Source organism: Pseudomonas sp. 8_5_2, from assembly GCF_059295255.1.
Map to the genome: position 1 here is coordinate 1,541,145 of NZ_CM181238.1, position 20,585 is coordinate 1,561,729.

The window sequence follows — 20,585 nt, forward strand, 5'->3', positions numbered from 1 at the left end:
GCGACACTCCTGTTCCATCCGGCCCTCAGGCGGTTTCACGTCCCTGTGAAGCCTGCGGTCAGTCGATGCGTTTGGCCGACTTGATGTAGACCGGGTCGGCCGGTACATCGCGCATGCCTTTCTTGACGGTGGTCGGCGAGTTGACGATCTGGTCGACCACTTCCATGCCCTTGGTCACCTTGCCGAACACTGCATAGCCACGGTCACGCCCGGGGTTGAGGAAGTCGTTGTCGGCCACGTTGATGAAGAACTGGCTGGTGGCCGAGTTCGGGTCCGAGGTGCGTGCCATCGACAGCGTGCCACGGGTGTTCAGCAGGCCGTTGCTGGCTTCGTTCCTGATCGGGTCCTGGGTGTTTTTCTGCACCATCTGGTCGGTGAAGCCACCGCCTTGCACCATGAAGCCGGGGATCACACGGTGGAAGATGGTGTTGTTGTAGAAACCGCTGTCGACGTATTCGAGGAAGTTCTTGGTACTGATCGGCGCCTTCTCGGCATTCAGCTCGATTTCGACCTGGCCGAAGCTGGTGTCCAGCATGACGTGCGGGGTCTTGTCGGAGGCCATGACGCTGGTGGCGAAGGCAACCGAGCAGGCGGTGAGCAGGAGTTTTTTCAGCATGGGCTCAAAGATCCTTGAGAGGTGGAAGCGGCCGCGAGGAACTGCAGCAGGGTCTGGTTGAAGACCTCGGGTTGATCGAGGGGTGTAGCGTGCCGCGAATCGTCGACGACGACCAGCCTGGCGTTGGGCATGAGGGCGACATAGCGCTCTTTCAGGTGTATCGGGGTGTAATCGTGGTCGGCAGCAATTACCAGGGTAGGACAGTGGATCTGGCCGATGCGTTCCTGCACGCCCCAGTCGACGATGGCGTCGAAGCTCTTGAGGTAGGCCCGCTTGTCGTTGCGTGCCCAGCGTTCGGCCATCTTTTGCCGCAAGTCGGCCTGCCCGGGTTTGGGGAACAGGCGTTCGGCCAGGCCTTTGCCGACGGTTTCGACACTGAGGATGCGCGCCAGGCCCCAGCGCTTGAGCCACCAGACCCAGTCACTGCGGGTGCGGCGCTTGACCTCCGGGGCGCTGTTGACGATGCACAGGCTGCGCAGCCACTGCGGGTGGTCGACGGCAAACTGGAAACCGACCATGCCGCCCATGGATAAACCGACGAGGTGCACCGGACCGGTGTGCAGGTGTTCGAGCAGGGCCAGCAGGTCGGCGCTGAAGGTGGCGATCTGGTAACCGTCACGGGGCTTGTCGGAGCGGCCGTGGCCGCGAATGTCCATGAGGATGACCCGGTAGTGGCGGCTTAGCGCCGGCACCTGCAACTCCCAGTCCTGGCAGCTGGAACCCAGGCCGTGCAGCAGTACCAGCGGTTCGCCCTGGCCATATTCCCGGTAATGCAGTGCGCATCCTTCATGTTCGAAATAGGCCACGGGCGCGGTCCTCTCAGGCTTGTGGGGGGGCTGCGAAGGGCACGTCCAGTGGCGCAGTGTCGAAGTTGCGCAGCAGGTCGATGAGAATCTGCGTGGCCGGGCCCAAGGTCTTCTCTTTGCTCGAATAAAGGTAGAACAGTGGATGGCGGCTGCCACCCTGATCCAGCGGCAAAGGCTTGAGCACGCCATCGCGCAGCTCGCGCTCGATCATGTGCCGGGGCAGCCAGGCAAAGCCCAGGCCACTGCCGACGAAGGTGGCGGCGGTGCCCAGGCTGCCCACGGTCCAGCGCTGTTCGGCGCCCAGCCAGCCGACGTCGCGCGGTTGCGCGCGGCCAGAGTCGCGGATCACCACCTGCAGCTGGCTTTCCAGGTCCTGGAAGGTGAGCTCGCGGCCAAGGCGGTGCAGGCTGTGTTCGGGGTGGGCGACGGCGACGAACTCCACTGCGCTCAGTTCGGCGCCCAGGTAGCCGCCGATGCTGTAGCTGCTGATGGCCAGGTCGGCGATGCCTTCGTGCATCACTTCCTCGACGCCAGACAGCACCTCCTCACGCAGGCGCACCCGGCAGCCACGGCTTTGCGGCATGAACGCGGCCAGGGCGCGTACCAGGCGGGCGCTGGGGTAGGCTGCATCGACTACCAGACGCACCTCGGCTTCCCAGCCCTGCTCCATGTGGTGGGCCAGGTCTTCGAGCTGGCTGGCCTGCTTGACCAGATGCCGCGACCGGCGCAGCAGAACGTTACCGGCCTCGGTGAGCACCGCCTTGCGGCCATCGATGCGCAGCAGCGGCACACCCAGTTGCTCCTGCATGCGCGCCACGGTGTAGCTGACCGATGACTGTGAGCGGTGCAGAGCCTCGGCGGCCTGGGCAAACCCGCCGTGATCGACCACTGCTTGCAGGGTCCGCCACTGGTCAAGGGTTACGCGCGGCGCTTTCATGTTTCGCTCCTGTTGTCCTAAGCTGCGCTCTTTCAAGGAGAGCGGCCCATGAAGAAATGTTGTGCGGCAATACTGATGTGCCTGCCCCTCGGGGCCATGGCTTACCCCATCGATGTAGAGAAGCAGCTGACCGGGGTCAAGCTTGACTACACCGCGTATGACACGGCCTACGACATTGGCGCCATTACCCTGAACAACTATGGGCAGGTTCCGGCAGCGTGCAAGGTGACCTTCCGCAATGGCCCGGAGGCCCCGCGGGTGCGCCGGGTAAACGTGCCAGCGGGTAAAAGTGTCGACGTCACTGCCAAATTCAACCGGCAGATCATCAAGCTGCGCATCGCGTTGAGCTGCGCGGCGGAATAAACCGATAAATCGATAGATTGAACCCACTTTTTACGCTTTTTTATCGATAGGTCAAGCCTTAATCTCACCTCCATCGAATCGCACCCTTTTTTGCCGATGGAGGCACCTCATGTCCCGCGTACTGATCATCGAAAGCAGCGCCCGCCAGCAGGATTCCGTTTCTCGTCAGCTGACCCGTGACTTCATCCAGCAATGGCAGGCCGCCCACCCGGCCGATCAGATCACCGTACGCGACCTGGCGGTAAGCCCGGTGCCACACCTGGATGCCAACCTGCTCGGCGGCTGGATGAAGCCGGAAGAACAGCGCAGCGCTGCCGAGCTGGAGGCCCTGGCCCGTTCCAACGAATTGACCGATGAATTGCTTGCCGCCGATGTGCTGGTGATGGCTGCACCGATGTACAACTTCACCATCCCCAGCACCCTCAAGGCCTGGCTGGACCATGTGCTGCGTGCCGGCATCACCTTCAAGTACACCCCTACCGGCCCGCAGGGCCTGCTGACCGGCAAGCGCGCCATCGTGCTGACTGCCCGCGGCGGTATCCACGCCGGCGCCACCAGCGACCACCAGGAACCGTACCTGCGCCAGGTAATGGCTTTCATCGGCATTCACGATGTCGATTTCATCCATGCCGAAGGCCTGAACATGAGCGGCGAGTTCCATGAGAAGGGCCTGAACCAGGCCAAGGCCAAGTTGGCGGCGGTGGCCTGAGGCTTAACGAATTCCCAACCCTGACACCTGTTTTTGCTCCTTTGGGTGTACCTGCCCGGTCCTTTTGGCCGGGCTTTTTTATGCCTGGGATTTGGTGGCGGCCTGTGCCGGCCTCTTCGCGGGCAAGCCCGCGAAGAGGCCGGCACAGCCCCCACATTCCTCATGGTTGAACACAAAGCCCGCAACCCGCTAAGGTCGCGGCCTTGATCCACGAGAGGCAACCATGGGCTACCTGATAATCGTCGCGCTGATCCAGGCGTTTTCCTTCAGCCTGATCGGCGAGTACCTGGCCGGGCACGTCGACAGCTATTTCGCCGTGCTCGCACGGGTGCTGCTGGCCGGCCTGGTGTTTCTGCCGTTGACCCGCTGGCGCCAGGTGGAACCGCGCTTCATGCGCTCGATGCTGCTGATCGGCGCGTTGCAGTACGGCATCACCTATGTCTGCCTGTACCTGAGCTTTCGCGTGCTCACCGTGCCCGAGGTACTGCTGTTCACCATCCTCACGCCGCTGCACGTGACGCTGATAGAGGACGCCATGAACCGGCGCTTCAACCCGTGGGCGCTGGTGGCGGCGCTGGTGGCCGTGGCCGGCGCGGCGGTGATCCGTTTCGACAGCATCAGCGGCGAGTTCTTCATCGGCTTCCTGCTGCTGCAACTGGCCAACTTCACCTACGCTGCCGGCCAGGTGCTGTACCGTCACCTGGTCGCCCGCAACCCCAGCGACCTGCCGCACTACGCGCGTTTTGGCTACTTCTACCTCGGCGCCTTGCTGGTGGTGCTGCCGGCGTTCCTGCTGTTCGGCAATGCGCAGCACCTGCCGAGTACCGACGTGCAATGGCTGGTGCTGCTGTTCCTGGGTTTGTGCCCGACGGCGCTGGGCCTGTACTGGTGGAACAAGGGTGCGTGCATGGTTTCTGGCGGCACGCTGGCGGTGATGAACAACTTGCATGTACCGGTGGGGCTGCTGCTGAACCTGCTGATCTGGAACCAGCACGAACCGCTGGGGCGGTTGTTCATCGGCGGCGCGATCATTCTGGCGTCGGTGTGGTTGAGCCGCTTGGGTGCTCGCGGGCAAGCGCCATTGGCCGGCAAGGCCTGACATGCACACTGTCTTCGTCATCGTCGCGCCGATCTTCGCCCTGATCCTGGTCGGCTACCTGTGCCGCAAGACCAACAAGCTGGGCAACAAGGCCGCCGCCGAAATCAACAAGATGGTGGTCTGGCTGTGCCTGCCGGCGTTGCTGTTCAAGGTAACCGCCACAGCCACCTGGAGCGAGATCTGGCACCCGGGGTTCATCGTCGCCTTTGGCGGGGGCGCCCTGGCCATGTTCGTGGTGACCCTGCTGTGGCGCTTGCACAGCGGCCACGGCCTGGTCGCGGCGAGCATCGACGGGCTGAGTGCCGGGTATGCCAACACCGGCTACATCGGCATTCCGTTGTGCTTGTTGCTGTTTGGCCAGGCAGGCCTGCAGCCGGCGCTGATCTCGTCGTTGCTCGTGGTGTGCCTGGTGTTTGCCATTTCGCTGACCCTGATCGAAGTCGGGCTGCAGGAGGAGCGGCAGATTGGCCGGGCGATCCTGCTGGTGAGCAAGGCGCTGGCGAAGAACCCGCTGGTGTTCTCGCCGCTGGCGGGGGCGGGGTGGGCCATGGCTGGATTGGGCCTGGCCGAGCCGGTGATGCACTTTCTCGACATGCTGGCGTTGGCCACCACGCCTTGCGCGTTGATCTCGCTGGGCGCGTTTCTGGCAGAAAAACGCCCGGGTGCGCAGGCCAACCCATGGCCGTTGGTGGGCTTGAAGCTGGTGGGGCAGCCGGCGTTGACCTGGGTACTGGCGTTCAAGGTGTTCAGCCTGCCGACCATGTGGGCGGCTTCGGCGGTGCTGCTGGCGGCACTGCCGACCGGGACCGGGCCGTTCATGCTGGCGGAGTATTACAACCGTGAGGCGGGGTTGATATCGCGCACGATCCTGTTGTCGACCGTGGCTTCGCTGCTGACCTTGACCGGGTTGTTGTACCTGCTGGGTTATGCGGGGTAGCCGAAGGCCCTGTCGCCGCGGTTAGTCGCCACGACAAGCCAGCTCCCAGTAACTGTGGGGGTGGTGGGCTGCAAAGCAGCTCCAAACGGGAACACCACCGTCTTGCGGAACTGCGCGGTACCTGTGGGAGCTGGCTTGCCGGCGATGGGCTGCAAAGCAGCCCCGGCAATCTCAAGCCTCGCTCATCTCTTCCAGGCGACGCGGCATCGGCTCGGCCGCCATACGCCCGGCCAACCCCACCCGCATGTCATTGCCACTCGGCTGCTGATAGAGGCTCAAGCCAAACTCCGGCAGCACCGCCAGCAGGTAGTCGAAGATATCCCCCTGAATCCGCTCATAGTCCGCCCACACCGTGGTGGTGGTGAAGCAGTAGATCTCCAGCGGCACGCCTTCGGCGGTGGTCTGCATCTGCCGTACCATGCAGGTCATGTTCGGGTGAATGTTGGGGTGGTTCTTCAGGTAGGCCAGGGCGAACGCGCGGAAGGTGCCGATATTGGTCAGCTTGCGGCGGTTGGCCGACAGCTCGGCCACCGGCCCCAGCGCCTCGTTCCAGTTCTGCAGCTCCTGGCGCTTGCCGGCCAGGTAGTCGCCAAGCAGCTGTATCTGGCTCAGGCGCTGTTCCTCTTCGCGGGTAAGGAAGCGCACGCCGGCGGCATCGATGAACAGGCTGCGCTTGATCCGCCGGCCGCCGGACTGCTGCATGCCGCGGTAGTTGCGGAACGACTCGCTCATCAGGCGCCAGGTGGGGATGGAGACGATGGTCTTGTCGAAGTTCTGCACCTTCACCGTGTGCAAGGTGATATCCACCACATCGCCATCGGCACCCACCTGCGGCATTTCGATCCAGTCACCCACATGCAGCATGTCGTTGCTGGTCAACTGCACGCTGGCGACGAACGACAGCAGCGTGTCCTTGTACACCAACAGCAGTACCGCCGACATGGCGCCCAGGCCAGACAGCAGCAACAGCGGCGAACGGTCGATCAGGGTGGCGACGATGACGATGGAGGCGAAGATCCACAGCATCATCTTGGCCAGCTGCACGTAGCCCTTGATGGAGCGGGTGCGGGCATGTTCGGTGCGGGCATAGATGTCGAGCAGGGCATCCAGCAGGCACGACAGCGCCATGGTCATGAACAGCAGGGTAAAGGCCAGGGCGACATTGCCGAGGAAGTGCTGAGCGGTGTCGGACAGCTCCGGCACCAGCTTCAGGCCAAATTGCAGCACCAGCGACGGTGTGGTCTGGGCCAAGCGGTGGAAGACCTTGTTGTGGCGCAGGTCGTCCAGCCACTTCAACGCCTGTTGGCGGGCCAGCAAGCGGGCGCCGTGCAGCATCAGGAAGCGTGCCAGGCGGCCGATGACAAGGGAAATCAGCAGCAGCACCGCCAGACCGATGGCAGCGTGCAGCATGGGATGTTGGTCGAGGGTGCCCCACAGGTCGAGGGAGTCACGCCAGATTCTTTGGATATCCATGGGTTTGCGTACAGTCTTGTTGCGAAACGAAGCGCCATTAGAGCGCGGATGGCGACAAAGTTGCCAAAAGAAATTCGGCTAAGGCTGCAGAAAACGTTACCCTATGCAACTGAATTTCCCGCACTTGCCTGAGGTTACCTCCGTGTTCTCCCAATTCGCCCTGCATGAACGCCTGCTTAAAGCCGTGGCCGAGCTTAAATTCGTCGAGCCTACCCCGGTGCAGGCCGCGGCCATCCCCTTGGCCCTGCAAGGGCGTGACCTGCGCGTGACCGCACAGACCGGCAGCGGCAAGACCGCGGCCTTCGTGCTGCCCATGCTCAACCGCCTGGTCGACCTCAGCGGCCCTCGCGTCGAGATCCGTGCGCTGATCCTGCTGCCGACCCGTGAGCTGGCCCAGCAGACCCTCAAGCAAGTGCAGCTGTTCTCGCAGTTCACCTACATCAAGTCGGGCCTGGTGACCGGCGGCGAAGACTTCAAGGAACAGGCCGCCATGCTGCGCAAGGTGCCGGACGTGCTGATCGGCACCCCGGGCCGCCTGCTCGAGCAGCTCAATGCCGGCAACCTCGACCTGTCCCATGTGAAGGTGCTGATCCTCGACGAAGCCGACCGCATGCTCGACATGGGCTTTGCCGAAGACATGGAGCGCCTGTGCAAGGAGTGCGAGAACCGCGAGCAAACCCTGCTGTTCTCGGCCACCACCGGTGGCGCGGCCCTGCGCGACATCATCGGCAAGGTGCTGAAAGACCCTGAACACCTGATGCTCAACAGCGTTTCGCAGCTGGCCGAAGGTACCCGCCAGCAGGTCATCACCGCTGACCACGACCAGCACAAAGAGCAGATCGTTCAATGGTTGCTGGCCAACGAGACGTTCGACAAGGCCATCATCTTCACCAACACCCGCGTCATGGCTGACCGTATCTACGGCCACCTGGTCGCCAAGGACGTGAAAGCGTTCGTGCTGCATGGCGAAAAGGACCAGAAAGACCGCAAGCTGGCCATCGAGCGCTTCAAGCAGGGCGGCTCCAAGGTACTGGTGGCCACCGATGTGGCGGCCCGTGGCCTGGACATCGATGGCCTGGACCTGGTCATCAACTTCGACATGCCGCGCAGCGGTGACGAGTACGTACACCGCATTGGCCGTACCGGCCGGGCCGGTGGCGAAGGCCTGGCGATCTCGCTGATCACCCACAACGACTGGAACCTGATGTCCAGCATCGAACGCTACCTCAAGCAGCAGTTCGAGCGCCGGGTGATCAAGGAAGTGAAGGGCACCTACAGCGGGCCGAAGAAGGTCAAGGCATCGGGCAAGGCTGTCGGTAGCAAGAAGAAAAAGGTCGACAAGAAGTCGGGTGACAAGAAGGCTGCTGCCAAGCGCAAGCCTACCGCCAAGCCGAAGGCCAACGCCCCGCTGGCGAGTGCGGATGGCCTGGCGCCGTTGAAGAAGCGCAGGACTGCCGCCGAGTAATCGGCCGGTACTAGCCCTGTGGCCGGCTTGCCGGCGACAGGGCTGTCAACAAACCTTCAATCAGCCTTTTTCTCCGCCTCTTTCAGTTCCTTGACCCGCTGGTCGATCAGCTGGCACTTGTCGGGCAAGTCCTTGCTCGCCGTCCCCAACTCCATTCCCTGAAGCTCGTCATTGATCTCCTTGGCCTTTTGCGGGTTCTGCTCGGTCAACCGAGAAACCAAGCCGGCCAGCTCTTCACGTTTTTGCGTTGCCTCCTCCGGTGTACAGGCCCAGGCGGGCAGGGCGCTGAACAGTAGAGTGGCGCAGGCGATAGGCAGCAGCGGTTTCATCCTTATACCTCCGGCGGGGGTGATGAGCGGTGGAAACGCGCCTACGGCATTTGGTTCAGTGCCTTCGACCGGCGGCTATACCCCTGGGTATATTTACCGCAGTCATCCTCGGCTCTAGTTTGAAGCCACAAACATGACAACCGAGGAACAGACCCATGGATCGATTGAAAGGCAAAGTGGCGCTGATAACCGGCGGCGCAGGCGGGTGCGGCCTGGCCGCTTCGCAGCTGTTCGCCGCCGAGGGCGCCAAGGTGGTGATCCTCGACTTGCCGACCAGCCAGGGTGAAACGGTGGCGGCAGGTATCAATGCCGACGGCGGTCAGGCGCTGTTCGTCGCTGCCGATGTGTCCCAGGCCGACCAGGTGCACCGAGCGGTAAGCCAGGCCCAGGCACACTTTGGCCCGATCACCGTGCTGATGAACCACGCAGGCATCATCGCGGCCGGCCCGTTCCTGGAAACCAGCGAAGCCGACTGGGACCGGTTGATGAGCGTCAACGTGAAAAGCATGTTCCTGGTCACCAAGGCCGTATTGCCAGGCATGCTCGCCGCCGGCGGCGGCAGCGTCATTTGCACTTCGTCGATTTCGGCAGTGGTCGGCACCCCGATGGAAGTGCTGTATTGCACCACCAAAGGTGCCTGCCACATGTTCGCCCGCGCCTTGGCCGTGGAGTACCGCGACCAGAACATCCGCAGCAATGCCATCTGCCCAGGCTTTATCGGCACCGCCCATGGCCGCCGCGAACTCGACCTGCTGCGCGGTTATGGTGTCGACGCCTCTGACGAGGCGATCAAGACCATGCAGGGGCGCCTGTGCGATCCGAGCGAAGTGGCCAACGCCGCCTTGTTTCTGGCCAGCGACGAGTCCAGTTTCGTCAGCGGCTCGCACCTGTTCGTCGACAACGCCTACACCGCCATGTGATGCCCGGCCGGCACTGTGCTGCCGGTTTTCAACAAGAGGCCCGGCCCTCGACATGGCGCTCAAGAGCGGGGTCGATTTCGACATGAGCTGCGCCTACCTGTTTCGCTTCAACCAGCCCGCATTGCTGGTTCATGACGGCTACCACAAGCGCGTGGCCGAACGGACGCTCAAGGCTTACCTGCGTGGCGGTTACCTGCTGGACCCGTTCTACGTCGCCTGCACCAACAACCACCCGGCCGGTTTGTGGCGCATGAGCGAGCTGGCCCCGGACAGCTTCTTTGCCTCGGGCTTTTCCATTTCTCACGACATCCATCCCTGCGTCTCCTCGCACCATGGCAGCCTGATCGAGGAGATCGGTTTCATCGTGCCGGTAAGGCCGCGAACCGCCTTGGTCTACTCGCTGATGCGTGGCCTGGACAAGGGCGCCTTCGAGGCCGCAGAAGCGCAACGGCTGGCTGCATTGACGCCGGTGATCGAAGCCACAGCCAGCACCTGCGCCTGGCTCATGCCGATGAGCTGGCCGACCCGCAGGATTCGGACAGCCAGCTGGAGGATGCCTTCGTCGATATTCTCCAGGGCCAGCTGACTGAAACCCAACGGCATGTGGCCAAGCTGATTCTGCAGGGCCACAGCAGCCAGTCTATCTCCCGTGTACTGGGGATTTCGGAGGGCACGGTGAAGGTGCACCGCCACAATATCTGGCAGCGGCTGGGCATCGCCGGGAATGCGGAGCTGTTCCGGTTGTTCATCAACTACCTGGTCAAGCAGTAAGCGCAGCCGTGCCAGCCGGCTGGTCGGGCTGCTTACTCTCCAGGCTGTAGTCCTTTTCCCAAAGCCTCCTGAAGCTATTGAATGGCGAGCGGTCGCCCTCTAGCCTTGAGCTGAATCAGGAGGTATCGTATGTACAGATGTAAATACGGAGCGGCCCATGTTCTTTGAGTGGGACGATGCCAAGAACCATATCAACATCCGCAAGCATGGAATCGACTTCAGCGATGTTCCGGAGATGTTCAATCACCCGATGCTGATACGCCGCGATGACAATCCCGGCCTTGGCGAGGAACGCTGGGTCTGCCTGGGCTGGCTGAAGTGCTTGATAGGCGTAGTCGTGTATACGGAGAGGCGTGGTGATGTCATTCGAATCATTTCTGCGCGTAAAGCCACCAGGTGGGAGGCCACTCACTATGACCAAAACATCGAAAACTGACTGGAGCCGCTTGGCTCGGCAGGACGACCAGGCTATTGATACCTCGGATATCCCTGAGCTGAATGACGATTTTTTTCGGGAGGCCGAGCTGCGAGTTCCAGCCAAGCAGACGGTGACCATTCGCCTGGATACTGATGTCCTCGCCTGGTTCAAAGAGCAGGGGGGCGGCTACCAGACCCGGATCAATCAGTTGCTGCGCCAGTATATGCAAGCCCAGCAGAAGCTACGCTGAGTTTTGCTGCCAGCGCCAAACCGGCTGGTATCGTCGGCCTCAAGTGCGTGAGTCATGGCAGCGGGACAGATACGTAGTCGCGCTTTTTTGGAACACCGCTCCTACTGGTGGGTCCCACCCTGTGTACCCCTTCCGTCCACTGCAGGAGCACGAGCCATGAGCATCGCCTACGACTGGGACCTGATCGAACGCTTGCTGCACGAGGTGCAGAACGGCGCCGGTCACAGCTTCACGCCACGCCCCTATGCCGAGCAGCACGCTGCGGCGCTGGCCGCCAAGGGCGAGCCGGTGGGTGATCTGGACCACCTGAAAACCCGCGCCTGCGAGTATGAAAAATTGCTGTTCAAGCGCGGCTTCATCGCAAGCCGGCCTGAAGAAGACGGTGGCAATGGCGAGAATTTCGTGCTGACCGAGCGCGGTTCGCGCTTGATGAGCCTGATCGACAGCAGCATCCCCGGCTTCGAGCACCCGCGCCAGGTGCTGGACGAGCAGGCAGATGCGCTGGATGAAAGTACCTTCGAGCACGTGTCGGCAAAAGCGCAGATTGCTTGAGGTCGTTTTGAGGCTGGCAAGGCTGGCCCGGGAAACCCGATAATCGGTAGTTCCTGAATGCTGCCGAGCCTTTTGCCCATGCCCACCATCAGCTCGAAGGCCCGCTCATGAGCGCGGTCCGCAAGAACCCTGACGCCTTCGCCTTTCAGGTGATGCTCGGACTGTGCCTGATCTGGGGCTGCCAGCAGGTACTGATCAAGACCGCCGCCGTGGACATCGCCCCGGTGATGCAGGCGGCATTGCGTAATGGCATTGCCGCCGTGCTGGTCGGCCTGCTGGTGTGCTGGCGAGGTGGTTGGGGGCAGGTCGGCAGCACCTGGCGTGCAGGGTTGCTGGCGGGCGGGCTGTTCGGCGTAGAGTTTCTGTTCATCGCCGAGGGCCTGAAGCTGACCTCGGCGGCGCACATGTCGGTGTTCCTCTATACCGCCCCGGTGTTCACCGCATTGGGCCTGCATTTCCGGCTGCCTAGCGAACGTCTGCGGCTGCTGCAGTGGTTGGGAATCTTGTTGGCGTTCGGTGGCATTGCCATGGCGTTTGCCGGTGGCATGTCGTTCGAGGACATGGATGGCCGCACCTTGCTGGGTGATGCCTTTGGCGTGATCGCCGGCCTGGCCTGGGGCGCCACCACGGTAGTGGTGCGCTGCTCACGCTTGTCTGAAGCACCGGCGACCCTGACCCTGTTCTATCAGCTGGGGGTCGGTTTTGTCGGGCTGCTGCTGATTGCACTGCTCAGCGGGCAGATCGGTGAGGTGTCGCTGACACCGCTGGCGATGGGTAGCGTGCTGTTCCAGGGCATCGTGGTGTCGTTCGTCAGCTACCTGACCTGGTTCTGGTTGCTGCGCAAGTACCTGGCGTCCAACCTGGCGGTGTTTTCCTTCATCACCCCGCTGTTCGGGGTGACCTTTGGCGTGTTGCTGCTGGATGAGCCGCTCAGCGCCAACTTTGTAATCGGGGCGCTGATGGTGTTGCTGGGCGTGGTCCTGGTAAGTGCCGAGCCCTGGGTGAAGCGGCATTTGCGGCGGTTCGTGGGGTGATGCATCGCCTGTACCGCCGCGAAGAGGTCGGTACAGGCAACCCGATTCAGGATGCAACCTTGCTGGGGCAGGCGCATGCGGCCTTGCTGCTGCCGGCCAATTGCACCAGCCCCCCGGCCACCGCCAGGCCACCTGCCGCTATCATCAGCGCCGGCTGCAGCCCACCGCTGTAATGGCTGCTGACCGCTGCCAGCAACGGCCCGCTCAACTGCCCCAGGGCAAAGCACGCCGTGAGCAAACCGGCATTGCGCTGTGTTGCATGCGGCGCCAGTTCCCGCGAACGCTGCATCACCAGCTGCATGCACGCCAGGAACGGGCCGCCACACAGCACCACACCCAACGCCAGCCCGACACCCCCGCCCACCAGGCAGGCCAGCACACCCAACCCTTGCAGCCACAGGGTGGCGGTCAGCCAGGTCGAGGTAGGACCGCTGCGGCGCAAGCTCACCAGCAGCACACCAAGCGCCGCTGCCAGGCCAAATGCCGGCCAGAACAGATCAGCCAGCCACTGCCCGCGCAACTGCTGGTTGGCCATCTGCGAAAGGAACGTGGCCGGCAGGATGTAGCCCACCCCGTACAGCGCATACACCAGCCCCAACCGGCCGATACCGACACTGCGGGTCGGGCCCTGATGCGCAGGCGTCAGCACAGGCGCCGCTTGCAGCGCCCGGGGCAGCCAAGGCCGGACTGCCAGCAGCATCACCAGCGCCGCCACGGCATAGATCAGCCACAGCGCCGCCGAGCCCAGCCCCAGCAGGTGCGCAACCAGCGCCAGCAGCCCGGTCAAGGCAATGCCCAGGCCGGGTCCGGCGAAGACCAGGGCGCCCAGGCGCTGGCGGTTATTGGCATTGGCCACCTGCTGGCTGAGGCTGGTGATCATCACCAACACCCAGGCACTCGCCACGCCGGTGCCAAAGCGCAGCAACAGGTGGCTCCAGAACCCGTCTGCCGCCCATGAAGCCAGCGTCAGCACCACGCACAGCCACAGCCCGCCATGCAGGCGCAGGCGCACCTGGCCGGGCGAGCGGGCGAACATGGCGTCTACCGCCCCCACGAAGTAGCCCAGGTAGTTGGCGGCCGCCACCAGCCCCGCGACCGTCAGGTCGAACTGGCCTTCGGCGATCAGTTGCGGCAATTGCGGGGTAAGGGCAAAACGGCCGATACCCATGGCCATCATCAGCGCAACGGCGCTGGCCAGCAGTTGAGTGAGGGGTGACATGACGAGTCTCCTGCGCGGATGTAAGCGATGGTTGGCAGGTTAGGGCTGTTTCTTTTTCAATAAAATTGAATAATGATGAGTAAGTTGTTCTGTTTTGGAGAATGCCGTGGAATTCAGCCAGCTGCGTATCTTCCAGGCCGTGGCCGAAGAGGGTTCTGTTACCCGTGCCGCCGAGCGCTTGCATCGTGTGCCGTCAAACCTGTCGACGCGGTTGCGCCAACTCGAGGAGCAGTTGGGCGTCGAGCTGTTCCTGCGCGAACGCCAGCGCCTGCAGCTGTCGCCAGCCGGCAAGGTGTTGCTGGACTATGCCAACCGTCTGTCGGCGTTGCGCGACGAGACGCTGGCTGCCGTGCGGGGTGGCCAGCCGGCCGGCGATTTTGTGCTGGGTACCATGTACAGCACGGCCGCGACCCATTTGCCGGGGTTGCTGGCGCGTTACCACCAGGCCTACCCGGCGGTAAACCTGCAGGTGCGTGCAGCGCCCAGTGGCGAGTTGCTGGAAGGCTTGCTCAACCATACCCTGGACGCTGCCCTGATCGACGGCCCGCCCAGCCTGGCCGGGCTGGATGGCGTGCCGCTGTGCGATGAACAACTGGTACTGATCACCAGCCCCGAGCACCCGGCCGTGCATACCGCCAAGGATGTGGCGGGCAAGGCGGTGTTCACGTTCCGTCAGGGCTGCTCGTACCGCATGCGCCTTGAAGCCTGGTATGCCCATGCCCATACCCCAATGGGCCGGGTGATGGAGATCGAGTCGTACCAGAGCATGCTGGCCTGTGTGATCGCGGGCGCGGGCGTGGCGATGATGGCCCGTTCGATGCTCGACAGCCTGCCTGGGCGTGACCGGGTTAGCGTGTATCCGCTGCAGGCGCCGTTCGATCAGGCCGTCACCTGGCTGATGTGGCGGCAGGGCATGCGTGGGGCAAATTTGCAGGCGTGGATCCACCTGCAACAAAGCGAAACGATTAACCAGTCGTCGGAATGCACCGTTACGCCTTGATCCACGTCAAAATGGCCCGTATCTGTAATACCAGAGGCATGCGTTCTACAGGACATCAGGCTATGATCTGTATGAAACATCGCAGGATTGATTTACCGTGAGGCTGACCCGTCAAGGGGGCAATATGAATAGACCACTGTCAAACTGGCTCCACGATCTGGCGGTCGCCCTGGGGCTGATTCCACCACCCTTGCAGCCGGTGCCGATCCCGACTGATGAAGAGCAGCGCAAGCGCCAACCGCGTCGTCGCTGATACAAGCAAAGGCCGTTGCACCTGGGTGGGTGCAACGGCCTTTCTGTTTCTGTCAGTCGTGTGATGCCTGCCGGGCGGGTTTTGTCAGGCCAGCTTTACCGCCGCCACTGATTTGCGCGAAGCCAGGCTCACCACCACAAAGCTCACCAGGCCGATCGCCAGGCTGTAGTAGATCGGCGTATTGGCCTCCAGCCCGTCCTTGAACATGAACAGCAGCGCGGTGGCAAAGCCCAGCGACATGCTGGCGATGGCGCCTGCTGTGGTCGCACGTTTCCAGAAGATGGCCCCGATCAGCGGGATCAGCATGCCGCCGACCAGCAGGTTGTAGGCCAAGGTCAGGGCGTTGATCACATCGTTCACCATCAGCGCGATACCCAGCACCACCAGCCCGGTGAGCAGGGTGAACAGGCGGCTCATGCCCAGGCTCGACTGCTTGCCACCGCGCAGCTTGGGCAGCAAGTCTTCGGTGACTGTGGTGGATGCAGCCAGCAGGCCGGCACTGGCAGTGGACATCATGGCGGCCAGGGCTGCCGCCATCAGCAGGCCGCGGATGCCATCGGGCAGCGTGCTCTTGATCATCTCGGCAAAGGCATTGTTCGGGTTGGCCAGGTCGGGCAGCAGCACATGCGCGGCCATGCCGATCGCGGCGCAGGCCAGGCCATACACCACGCAGTAGACACCGGCGATGGTACCCGCACGCTGGCAGACCTTCTCGTCCCGGGCGGTGAACACCCGCTGCCAGATGTCCTGGCCGATGAGGATGCCGAAGAAGTAGATCAGGAAGTAGGTGATGATGGTGTCCCAGCCAATGCTGGTCAGCTGGAAGCTGGCCGCCGGCAGCTTGGCCACGAGTGTGTCCCAGCCCCCGGCCTTGTACAGGCACACCGGCAGCAGGATGAACATCAGGCCGACGGTCTTGATCACGAACTGGACGATGTCGGTCAGGGTCAGCGACCACATGCCGCCAATGGTCGAATACAGCACCACCACACCGCCACCGAGCAGCAGCGACGCCCAGAACGGCAGGTCCAGCAGCACTTGCAGCACGGTGGCCATGGCCAGGGTCGAGGTCACGCCGATCATCAGGGCATAAGCCAGCATGATCACCGCACTGGCCTGGCGAGCGGTCGGGTTGTAGCGCTGCTCCAGCACCTGGGTCACGGTGAAGATGCGCAGGCGCAGCAGCGGTTTGGCGAGGAACAGGTTGATGGCGATGATGCCCAGGCCCAGCGCTGCGCACAGCCAGAACCCGGAGATGCCATGGACATAGCCCAGGCGCACGGTGCCGACGGTGGACGCGCCACCCAGCACGGTGGTGGCCATGGTACCCATGTACAGGACCGGGCCGAGGTTGCGCCCGGCCACCAGATAGTCTTCATGGGTTTTCGCACGCCGCATGCCATACCAGCCAAGCCCGAGCATGCCGGCGGTGTAGATCATTACAACAATGATGTCCAAGGCCATTGGGGGTCTCCCGATTATCTTTATTATGGCGAGATCGACCACACGGGCGTTTGCACGGCGCCCGGCGGTCTGGTTTTGTGTTGGCGGGCCTCAGTGGCCCTCCCATATGGCTCCTGCCGGGGTCAAGCGGGACTAGCGACGCACCACGCCTGGCAGCACGCAGAGCATTTCGAACAGCAAGTTGGCACCGAGCAGCGAGGTGTTGCCGGTGGTGTCGTAAGGCGGGGAGACTTCGACAAGGTCACAGCCGATCAGGTCCAGGCCGTGGCAGCCGCGAATGATCTCCATCGCCTGGATGGTGGTCAAGCCGCCGATTTCCGGCGTGCCGGTGCCAGGCGCCCAGGCCGGGTCGATGCCGTCGATGTCGAACGACAGGTATACCGGGCCACCGCCGACTTTTTCCCGCACTTCGGCCATCAATGGCTCCAGCGACTTGTGCCAGCATTCTTCGGCCTGGACCACGCGGAAGCCCTGGCGGCGGCTCCAGTTGAAGTCGTCGGCGGTGTAGCCCTGGGCGCGCAGGCCGATCTGCACCACGCGGTCGCAATCGAGCAGGCCTTCTTCGACGGCGCGGCGGAAGGTGGTGCCGTGGGCGATTTTCTCGCCGAACATGTGGTCGTTGACGTCGGCGTGGGCGTCGATGTGCACCAGGCCGATCTTGCCGTGCTTCTTGTGCAGGGCACGCAGGATCGGCAGGGTGATGGTGTGGTCGCCGCCCAGGGTCATCGGGATCACATTGTGCTCGACGATCTCGTCGTACGCTTCTTCGATGATGCGCACAGCGTCCAGCAGGTTGAAGGTGTTGATCGCCACATCACCGATGTCGGCGACCGACAGCGAGTCGAACGGCGCGGCACCGGTGGCCATGTTGTACGGGCGGATCATCACCGATTCGGCGCGGATCTGGCGCGGGCCGAAGCGGGTGCCGGAGCGCAGCGAGGTACCGATATCCAGCGGTACGCCGATGAAGGCAGCGTCCAGGCCCTCGGCGCTTTGCAGGTGGGGAAGGCGAAGCATGGTGGCGATGCCGCCGAAACGCGGCATTTCGTTGCCGCCCAGTGGTTGGTGGAGAGTCTTGTCCACAGTGGGCCTCATCAGTCGGTCGATTGTTGTGTTTGTTCGAACCTGTGCCGCCGCGCGCCTTTCAAGTGTGATCGTGCCGGCGGGCAGGGACATTTCGGCCGAGTTTGCGCAAGGTAGTGCGCGGGAAGAATCGCTACCGGCAAATACTTAGTTCAGGAATTTCTAAACTAATCGTTGGCAGAGCGGTTAGACTGCGCGCAAATGACACTGCGGAACCGCTGCACCATGGCCTCGACCCTGCCTGACCTGAAACTGCTGCGCATCTTCATCAGCGTGGTGCGCCATCAGGGCTTTGCCAACGCCCAGCGCGATCTCAACCTGTCGACCTCGGCCATCAGCACCTACATGAGCCAGCTCGAAGGCGCCCTGGGAATCGTGCTGTGCCACCGCGGGCGTGGCGGTTTCAGCCTGACCAGCAAAGGCGAGCTATTCCATCAGGAAACCCTGCGCCTGCTCGCCGAGCTGGACGGGTTCGAGCAGTACGCCGCAGCGCTCAAGGGCGAATTGCGTGGCACCCTCAACCTGGGGGTGATCGACTCCACCGTTGGCGACAGTGCCTTGCCGCTGGCTGAAGCCATCGGTGCCTACAGCCAGGAGCACCCGGCGGTGCACCTGCACCTGTCGGTGTCCAGCCCCTACGAGTTGCAGCTGGGCGTGCAGGACAACCGCCTTGACCTGGCCATTGGCGCTTTTTCCTCGCGCATGAGCGGGCTGCTGTATCAACCGCTGTACCGCGAGCAGCACTGGCTGTACTGCAGCAGCCGACACACGCTGTTTGCCGAGCGGCGCATCCCCGAGCAGGTGGTGACCCAGCAGCGGATGGTCGGGCGCGGCTACTGGAGCCAGGCCGAGCTGGCCCGGCACGGCTTCAAGCACAGCGCGGCAACGGTAGAGAGCATGGAGGCGCAGCTGATCCTGATCCTCTCCGGCGCCTATATCGGCTACCTGCCCGAGCACTACGCCCAGGCCTGGGTCGACAAGGGCGACTTGCGCGTGCTGTCGCCATCGACCTTTGGCTATCAGGCACCGTTCTCGCTGATCATTCGCCGGGGACGCAGCCGCGAACCGCTGATCCAGACCTTCCGCGACCTGCTGAAAAGCCAGCTGAATGTGGGCTGAGCGGCGACGCCTGCATGCATTCCGTCGGGCGATGTTAAATTCTGGCAAAAGCCGACCGCTAACCTGATAGCGCTCTGCTAAACATCAACGTGCGCTGATGATTTCCCCTCATTTCATCCTGCAAGGATCGCCGAAGATGCGCATGAATCTGCCCGTCAACGAGCACGAAAGAACCTTCTCCAGCGACCAACGCCTGATCTCCACCACGGACCTCAACAGCCGCATCACCTACTGCAACGATGCCTTCGTGGCGATCAGCGGGTTCACCTACGAGGAGCTGGTCGGCCAATCGCACAACCTGGTGCGCCACCCGGACATGCCAGCGGCGGTGTTCGGCCATATGTGGGAGACCATCAAGCAGGGCAAACCGTGGATGGGGGTGGTCAAGAACCGGGCGAAGAACGGTGATTACTACTGGGTCAGCGCCTATGTCACGGCGATTTACGAGCAGGGCCGCATCAGTGGCTACGAGTCGGTGCGCTCCGTACCCACACGCGAACAGATCCACCGCGCCGAAGCCTTGTATGCGCGTCTGCGCGACGGTCGCCCAGCGGTGTCGTGGGCGGCTCGCCTGGGGCATGGCCTGGCCCACGGCTGGCCATTGATCGGTGCCGGGCTGCTGTCGGCGGCAGGCTACCTGTGGTTGCCGGCCTACGCGGCGCTCGGCGTGCTCATGGCCAGCTTGCTGCTGGCCTGGTACCTGGTCGAGCATCGGCAAAACCAGGCCATTCGCCGCACGTTGGCCGAGCACCCCAAGGCGTTCACCAGCCCGCTGGTGGCGCTTACCTACAGTGACAACCCGGGCCTGCAAGGCCAGCTCGACCTGGCCATCATCAGCGAAGAAGCCCGCCTGCAAACGGCGCTGACACGTCTGGTGGACGCCGGCGTCGGGGTGAAGTCGCGGGCGGCGCAATCGTCCGAGCTGTCGGATGCCCAGGCGCAGATGCTCGACCGCCAGCGCAGCGAGACCGACCAGTCCGCCACGGCCATTGCGCAGATGGCGGCGACCATCCAGCAGGTCACCCACAACGTGCAGAGTACGGCGCATGCTGCCGGTGATGCCGACCAGCTGGCGCAGCAGGGTAGCGAACTGGCGTTGAAGAGCCTGCAAGCGATGGGCAGCATGAGCGATGCGGTCAGTGACATCGGCCAGGCGGTGAATGCCCTGGCCGAACAGACTCAGTCGATTGGCAGCGTGGTCGATGTGATCACCTCGATTGCCGAACAGACCAACCTGCTGGCGCTCAACGCCGCCATTGAAGCCGCGCGGGCCGGTGAACAAGGGCGTGGGTTTGCCGTGGTGGCTGACGAGGTGCGTTCGCTGGCCCAGCGCACCCGCGCCTCGACCCAGGAAATCCACCAGATCATCGCTTCATTACGCGCTGGCGCAGAGCGGGCGGTGAGTACTGCCAACCGCGGCGAGCAGATCTCGCGGGACAGTGTGCACAGCGTCGAGGCGGTGCAGGGGGCATTGAGCGGGATTGCCCAGGCGGTCAGCCGCATCACCGGCATGAGCCAGCAGATGGCGACGGCGTCGGAGCAACAGACCCATGTGGCGGAGGACATAAACCAGCAGATCGTGCGCATCGCCCAGCTGTGTGACCAGAGTGCGGGGCAGGCCAGGCAGGGGGCTGAAATCAGCCAGGACCTGGAGCGCATGGCGGAGTACCTGCATAGCCTGGCGGAGCGGTTCAACCGTTGAAATAGCGGCGGGGCTGCTCTGCAGCCCTTTCGCCTTCAAGCCCGACGCGCTCCCTGTGGGAGCTGG

The 20,585-nt window shown here is 63.2% G+C and carries 24 protein-coding genes; 16 read left to right on the plus strand and 8 right to left on the minus strand.

The window, feature by feature from the left end:
* Positions 1–58: 58 nt before the first annotated feature.
* From AC5O5R_RS07020 to AC5O5R_RS07030, 3 genes are read right to left on the minus strand one after another with little or no spacing between them, the layout of a single operon-like run.
* A complete protein-coding gene (locus tag AC5O5R_RS07020) occupies positions 59–616 on the minus strand; it encodes a peptidylprolyl isomerase (protein ID WP_172225433.1) in 558 nt (185 codons plus the stop codon).
* Positions 610–1,422 (minus strand): alpha/beta fold hydrolase, encoded by an 813-nt coding sequence (locus tag AC5O5R_RS07025; RefSeq protein ID WP_494515125.1) that lies wholly within the window; start codon positions 1,420–1,422, stop codon positions 610–612. The genes AC5O5R_RS07020 and AC5O5R_RS07025 overlap by 7 nt, the downstream gene beginning before the upstream one ends.
* A 13-nt stretch (positions 1,423–1,435) precedes the next feature.
* The gene (locus tag AC5O5R_RS07030) at positions 1,436–2,359 is read right to left on the minus strand and encodes a PA3225 family LysR-type transcriptional regulator (protein WP_172225437.1); all 924 of its coding nucleotides are present in this window, start codon (positions 2,357–2,359) and stop codon (positions 1,436–1,438) included.
* A gap of 48 nt (positions 2,360–2,407) precedes the next feature.
* Between AC5O5R_RS07030 and AC5O5R_RS07035 the strand changes: the two genes are divergently transcribed.
* The 4 genes from AC5O5R_RS07035 (at position 2,408) to AC5O5R_RS07050 (ending at position 5,467) form a co-directional block, all read left to right on the plus strand.
* Positions 2,408–2,722 carry a 3-phosphoglycerate kinase gene (locus tag AC5O5R_RS07035; RefSeq protein ID WP_494515126.1) on the plus strand — a complete coding sequence of 105 codons (315 nt, stop codon included), beginning with the start codon at positions 2,408–2,410 and terminating at the stop codon, positions 2,720–2,722.
* Positions 2,723–2,831: 109 nt separating this feature from the next.
* Positions 2,832–3,431, plus strand: coding sequence for an FMN-dependent NADH-azoreductase (locus AC5O5R_RS07040; RefSeq protein WP_172225441.1), 600 nt, complete (start codon positions 2,832–2,834; stop codon positions 3,429–3,431).
* A gap of 223 nt (positions 3,432–3,654) precedes the next feature.
* On the plus strand, positions 3,655–4,530 hold the full coding sequence (locus AC5O5R_RS07045; protein WP_172225443.1) for a carboxylate/amino acid/amine transporter: 876 nt from the start codon (positions 3,655–3,657) through the stop codon (positions 4,528–4,530).
* A gap of 1 nt (position 4,531) precedes the next feature.
* Positions 4,532–5,467 carry an AEC family transporter gene (locus AC5O5R_RS07050; protein ID WP_172285765.1) on the plus strand — a complete coding sequence of 312 codons (936 nt, stop codon included), beginning with the start codon at positions 4,532–4,534 and terminating at the stop codon, positions 5,465–5,467.
* 171 nt (positions 5,468–5,638) lie between these two features.
* Here AC5O5R_RS07050 and AC5O5R_RS07055 read toward each other — a convergent pair whose 3' ends face one another.
* A complete protein-coding gene (locus AC5O5R_RS07055) occupies positions 5,639–6,940 on the minus strand; it encodes a mechanosensitive ion channel family protein (protein ID WP_172225446.1) in 1,302 nt (433 codons plus the stop codon).
* Between the two features lie 103 nt (positions 6,941–7,043).
* On the opposite strand from AC5O5R_RS07055, the gene AC5O5R_RS07060 reads away from it, so the two are divergent.
* The gene (locus AC5O5R_RS07060) at positions 7,044–8,405 is read left to right on the plus strand and encodes a DEAD/DEAH box helicase (RefSeq protein ID WP_172225448.1); all 1,362 of its coding nucleotides are present in this window, start codon (positions 7,044–7,046) and stop codon (positions 8,403–8,405) included.
* Between the two features lie 56 nt (positions 8,406–8,461).
* Here AC5O5R_RS07060 and AC5O5R_RS07065 read toward each other — a convergent pair whose 3' ends face one another.
* Positions 8,462–8,734: a hypothetical protein gene (locus AC5O5R_RS07065; protein WP_172285764.1), complete on the minus strand. Its 273-nt coding sequence runs from the start codon at positions 8,732–8,734 to the stop codon at positions 8,462–8,464.
* A 155-nt stretch (positions 8,735–8,889) separates the two neighbouring features.
* Here AC5O5R_RS07065 and AC5O5R_RS07070 point away from each other — a divergent pair, with 155 nt between their 5' ends.
* From AC5O5R_RS07070 to AC5O5R_RS07100, 7 genes are all read left to right on the plus strand, one after another.
* Positions 8,890–9,654 carry an SDR family NAD(P)-dependent oxidoreductase gene (locus AC5O5R_RS07070; protein ID WP_494512239.1) on the plus strand — a complete coding sequence of 255 codons (765 nt, stop codon included), beginning with the start codon at positions 8,890–8,892 and terminating at the stop codon, positions 9,652–9,654.
* Between the two features lie 52 nt (positions 9,655–9,706).
* Entirely contained in the window at positions 9,707–10,240 is a 534-nt protein-coding gene (locus AC5O5R_RS07075; RefSeq protein WP_494515127.1) for a hypothetical protein, read from the plus strand.
* A 17-nt stretch (positions 10,241–10,257) separates the two neighbouring features.
* Entirely contained in the window at positions 10,258–10,425 is a 168-nt protein-coding gene (locus tag AC5O5R_RS07080) for a helix-turn-helix domain-containing protein (RefSeq protein WP_494515128.1), read from the plus strand.
* A gap of 157 nt (positions 10,426–10,582) precedes the next feature.
* Complete coding sequence (locus tag AC5O5R_RS07085) at positions 10,583–10,861, plus strand: BrnT family toxin (protein ID WP_172226659.1); 279 nt, start codon at positions 10,583–10,585, stop codon at positions 10,859–10,861.
* Positions 10,839–11,093, plus strand: a complete 255-nt coding sequence (locus AC5O5R_RS07090; RefSeq protein WP_494512241.1) for a BrnA antitoxin family protein — start codon at positions 10,839–10,841, stop codon at positions 11,091–11,093. Before AC5O5R_RS07085 ends, AC5O5R_RS07090 begins: the two co-directional genes overlap by 23 nt.
* A 156-nt stretch (positions 11,094–11,249) precedes the next feature.
* Positions 11,250–11,645 (plus strand): transcriptional regulator, encoded by a 396-nt coding sequence (locus AC5O5R_RS07095; RefSeq protein ID WP_172226666.1) that lies wholly within the window; start codon positions 11,250–11,252, stop codon positions 11,643–11,645.
* A gap of 107 nt (positions 11,646–11,752) precedes the next feature.
* On the plus strand, positions 11,753–12,679 hold the full coding sequence (locus AC5O5R_RS07100; RefSeq protein ID WP_172226669.1) for a DMT family transporter: 927 nt from the start codon (positions 11,753–11,755) through the stop codon (positions 12,677–12,679).
* A gap of 46 nt (positions 12,680–12,725) precedes the next feature.
* On the opposite strand, the gene AC5O5R_RS07105 is transcribed toward AC5O5R_RS07100, so the two are convergent.
* Entirely contained in the window at positions 12,726–13,898 is a 1,173-nt protein-coding gene (locus AC5O5R_RS07105) for an MFS transporter (protein ID WP_172226672.1), read from the minus strand.
* A 106-nt stretch (positions 13,899–14,004) separates the two neighbouring features.
* Between AC5O5R_RS07105 and ptrR the strand changes: the two genes are divergently transcribed.
* Both ptrR and AC5O5R_RS07115 read left to right on the plus strand, forming a co-directional pair.
* Positions 14,005–14,898 (plus strand): putrescine utilization regulator PtrR, encoded by an 894-nt coding sequence (gene ptrR, locus AC5O5R_RS07110; RefSeq protein ID WP_172226675.1) that lies wholly within the window; start codon positions 14,005–14,007, stop codon positions 14,896–14,898.
* Between the two features lie 124 nt (positions 14,899–15,022).
* Positions 15,023–15,151, plus strand: coding sequence for a PA1414 family protein (locus AC5O5R_RS07115; RefSeq protein WP_256676271.1), 129 nt, complete (start codon positions 15,023–15,025; stop codon positions 15,149–15,151).
* Positions 15,152–15,235: 84 nt separating this feature from the next.
* On the opposite strand, the gene AC5O5R_RS07120 is transcribed toward AC5O5R_RS07115, so the two are convergent.
* Entirely contained in the window at positions 15,236–16,615 is a 1,380-nt protein-coding gene (locus AC5O5R_RS07120) for a sodium:solute symporter family protein (RefSeq protein ID WP_172226678.1), read from the minus strand.
* A gap of 132 nt (positions 16,616–16,747) precedes the next feature.
* A complete protein-coding gene (gene speB, locus AC5O5R_RS07125) occupies positions 16,748–17,698 on the minus strand; it encodes an agmatinase (protein ID WP_003254586.1) in 951 nt (316 codons plus the stop codon).
* Positions 17,699–17,923: 225 nt separating this feature from the next.
* Here speB and AC5O5R_RS07130 point away from each other — a divergent pair, with 225 nt between their 5' ends.
* Together AC5O5R_RS07130 and AC5O5R_RS07135 are read left to right on the plus strand one after the other, a co-directional pair.
* The gene (locus AC5O5R_RS07130; protein WP_172226690.1) at positions 17,924–18,817 is read left to right on the plus strand and encodes a LysR family transcriptional regulator; all 894 of its coding nucleotides are present in this window, start codon (positions 17,924–17,926) and stop codon (positions 18,815–18,817) included.
* 136 nt (positions 18,818–18,953) lie between these two features.
* Positions 18,954–20,519 carry a methyl-accepting chemotaxis protein gene (locus AC5O5R_RS07135; RefSeq protein WP_494515129.1) on the plus strand — a complete coding sequence of 522 codons (1,566 nt, stop codon included), beginning with the start codon at positions 18,954–18,956 and terminating at the stop codon, positions 20,517–20,519.
* Positions 20,520–20,585 lie beyond the last annotated feature (66 nt).

Coding starts and splice junctions, on each gene's coding strand:
- AC5O5R_RS07090 (WP_494512241.1), top strand. CDS start 10,839: ATGACCAAAACATCGAAAACTGACTGGAGCCGCTTGGCTCGGCAGGAC.
- AC5O5R_RS07065 (WP_172285764.1), bottom strand. CDS start 8,734: ATGAAACCGCTGCTGCCTATCGCCTGCGCCACTCTACTGTTCAGCGCC.
- AC5O5R_RS07115 (WP_256676271.1), top strand. CDS start 15,023: ATGAATAGACCACTGTCAAACTGGCTCCACGATCTGGCGGTCGCCCTG.
- AC5O5R_RS07095 (WP_172226666.1), top strand. CDS start 11,250: ATGAGCATCGCCTACGACTGGGACCTGATCGAACGCTTGCTGCACGAG.
- AC5O5R_RS07075 (WP_494515127.1), top strand. CDS start 9,707: ATGGCGCTCAAGAGCGGGGTCGATTTCGACATGAGCTGCGCCTACCTG.
- AC5O5R_RS07070 (WP_494512239.1), top strand. CDS start 8,890: ATGGATCGATTGAAAGGCAAAGTGGCGCTGATAACCGGCGGCGCAGGC.
- AC5O5R_RS07055 (WP_172225446.1), bottom strand. CDS start 6,940: ATGGATATCCAAAGAATCTGGCGTGACTCCCTCGACCTGTGGGGCACC.
- AC5O5R_RS07130 (WP_172226690.1), top strand. CDS start 17,924: ATGGCCTCGACCCTGCCTGACCTGAAACTGCTGCGCATCTTCATCAGC.
- AC5O5R_RS07100 (WP_172226669.1), top strand. CDS start 11,753: ATGAGCGCGGTCCGCAAGAACCCTGACGCCTTCGCCTTTCAGGTGATG.
- AC5O5R_RS07120 (WP_172226678.1), bottom strand. CDS start 16,615: ATGGCCTTGGACATCATTGTTGTAATGATCTACACCGCCGGCATGCTC.
- AC5O5R_RS07020 (WP_172225433.1), bottom strand. CDS start 616: ATGCTGAAAAAACTCCTGCTCACCGCCTGCTCGGTTGCCTTCGCCACC.
- AC5O5R_RS07085 (WP_172226659.1), top strand. CDS start 10,583: ATGTTCTTTGAGTGGGACGATGCCAAGAACCATATCAACATCCGCAAG.
- AC5O5R_RS07135 (WP_494515129.1), top strand. CDS start 18,954: ATGCGCATGAATCTGCCCGTCAACGAGCACGAAAGAACCTTCTCCAGC.
- AC5O5R_RS07030 (WP_172225437.1), bottom strand. CDS start 2,359: ATGAAAGCGCCGCGCGTAACCCTTGACCAGTGGCGGACCCTGCAAGCA.
- AC5O5R_RS07035 (WP_494515126.1), top strand. CDS start 2,408: ATGAAGAAATGTTGTGCGGCAATACTGATGTGCCTGCCCCTCGGGGCC.
- AC5O5R_RS07050 (WP_172285765.1), top strand. CDS start 4,532: ATGCACACTGTCTTCGTCATCGTCGCGCCGATCTTCGCCCTGATCCTG.
- AC5O5R_RS07060 (WP_172225448.1), top strand. CDS start 7,044: ATGCAACTGAATTTCCCGCACTTGCCTGAGGTTACCTCCGTGTTCTCC.
- AC5O5R_RS07045 (WP_172225443.1), top strand. CDS start 3,655: ATGGGCTACCTGATAATCGTCGCGCTGATCCAGGCGTTTTCCTTCAGC.
- AC5O5R_RS07040 (WP_172225441.1), top strand. CDS start 2,832: ATGTCCCGCGTACTGATCATCGAAAGCAGCGCCCGCCAGCAGGATTCC.
- AC5O5R_RS07105 (WP_172226672.1), bottom strand. CDS start 13,898: ATGTCACCCCTCACTCAACTGCTGGCCAGCGCCGTTGCGCTGATGATG.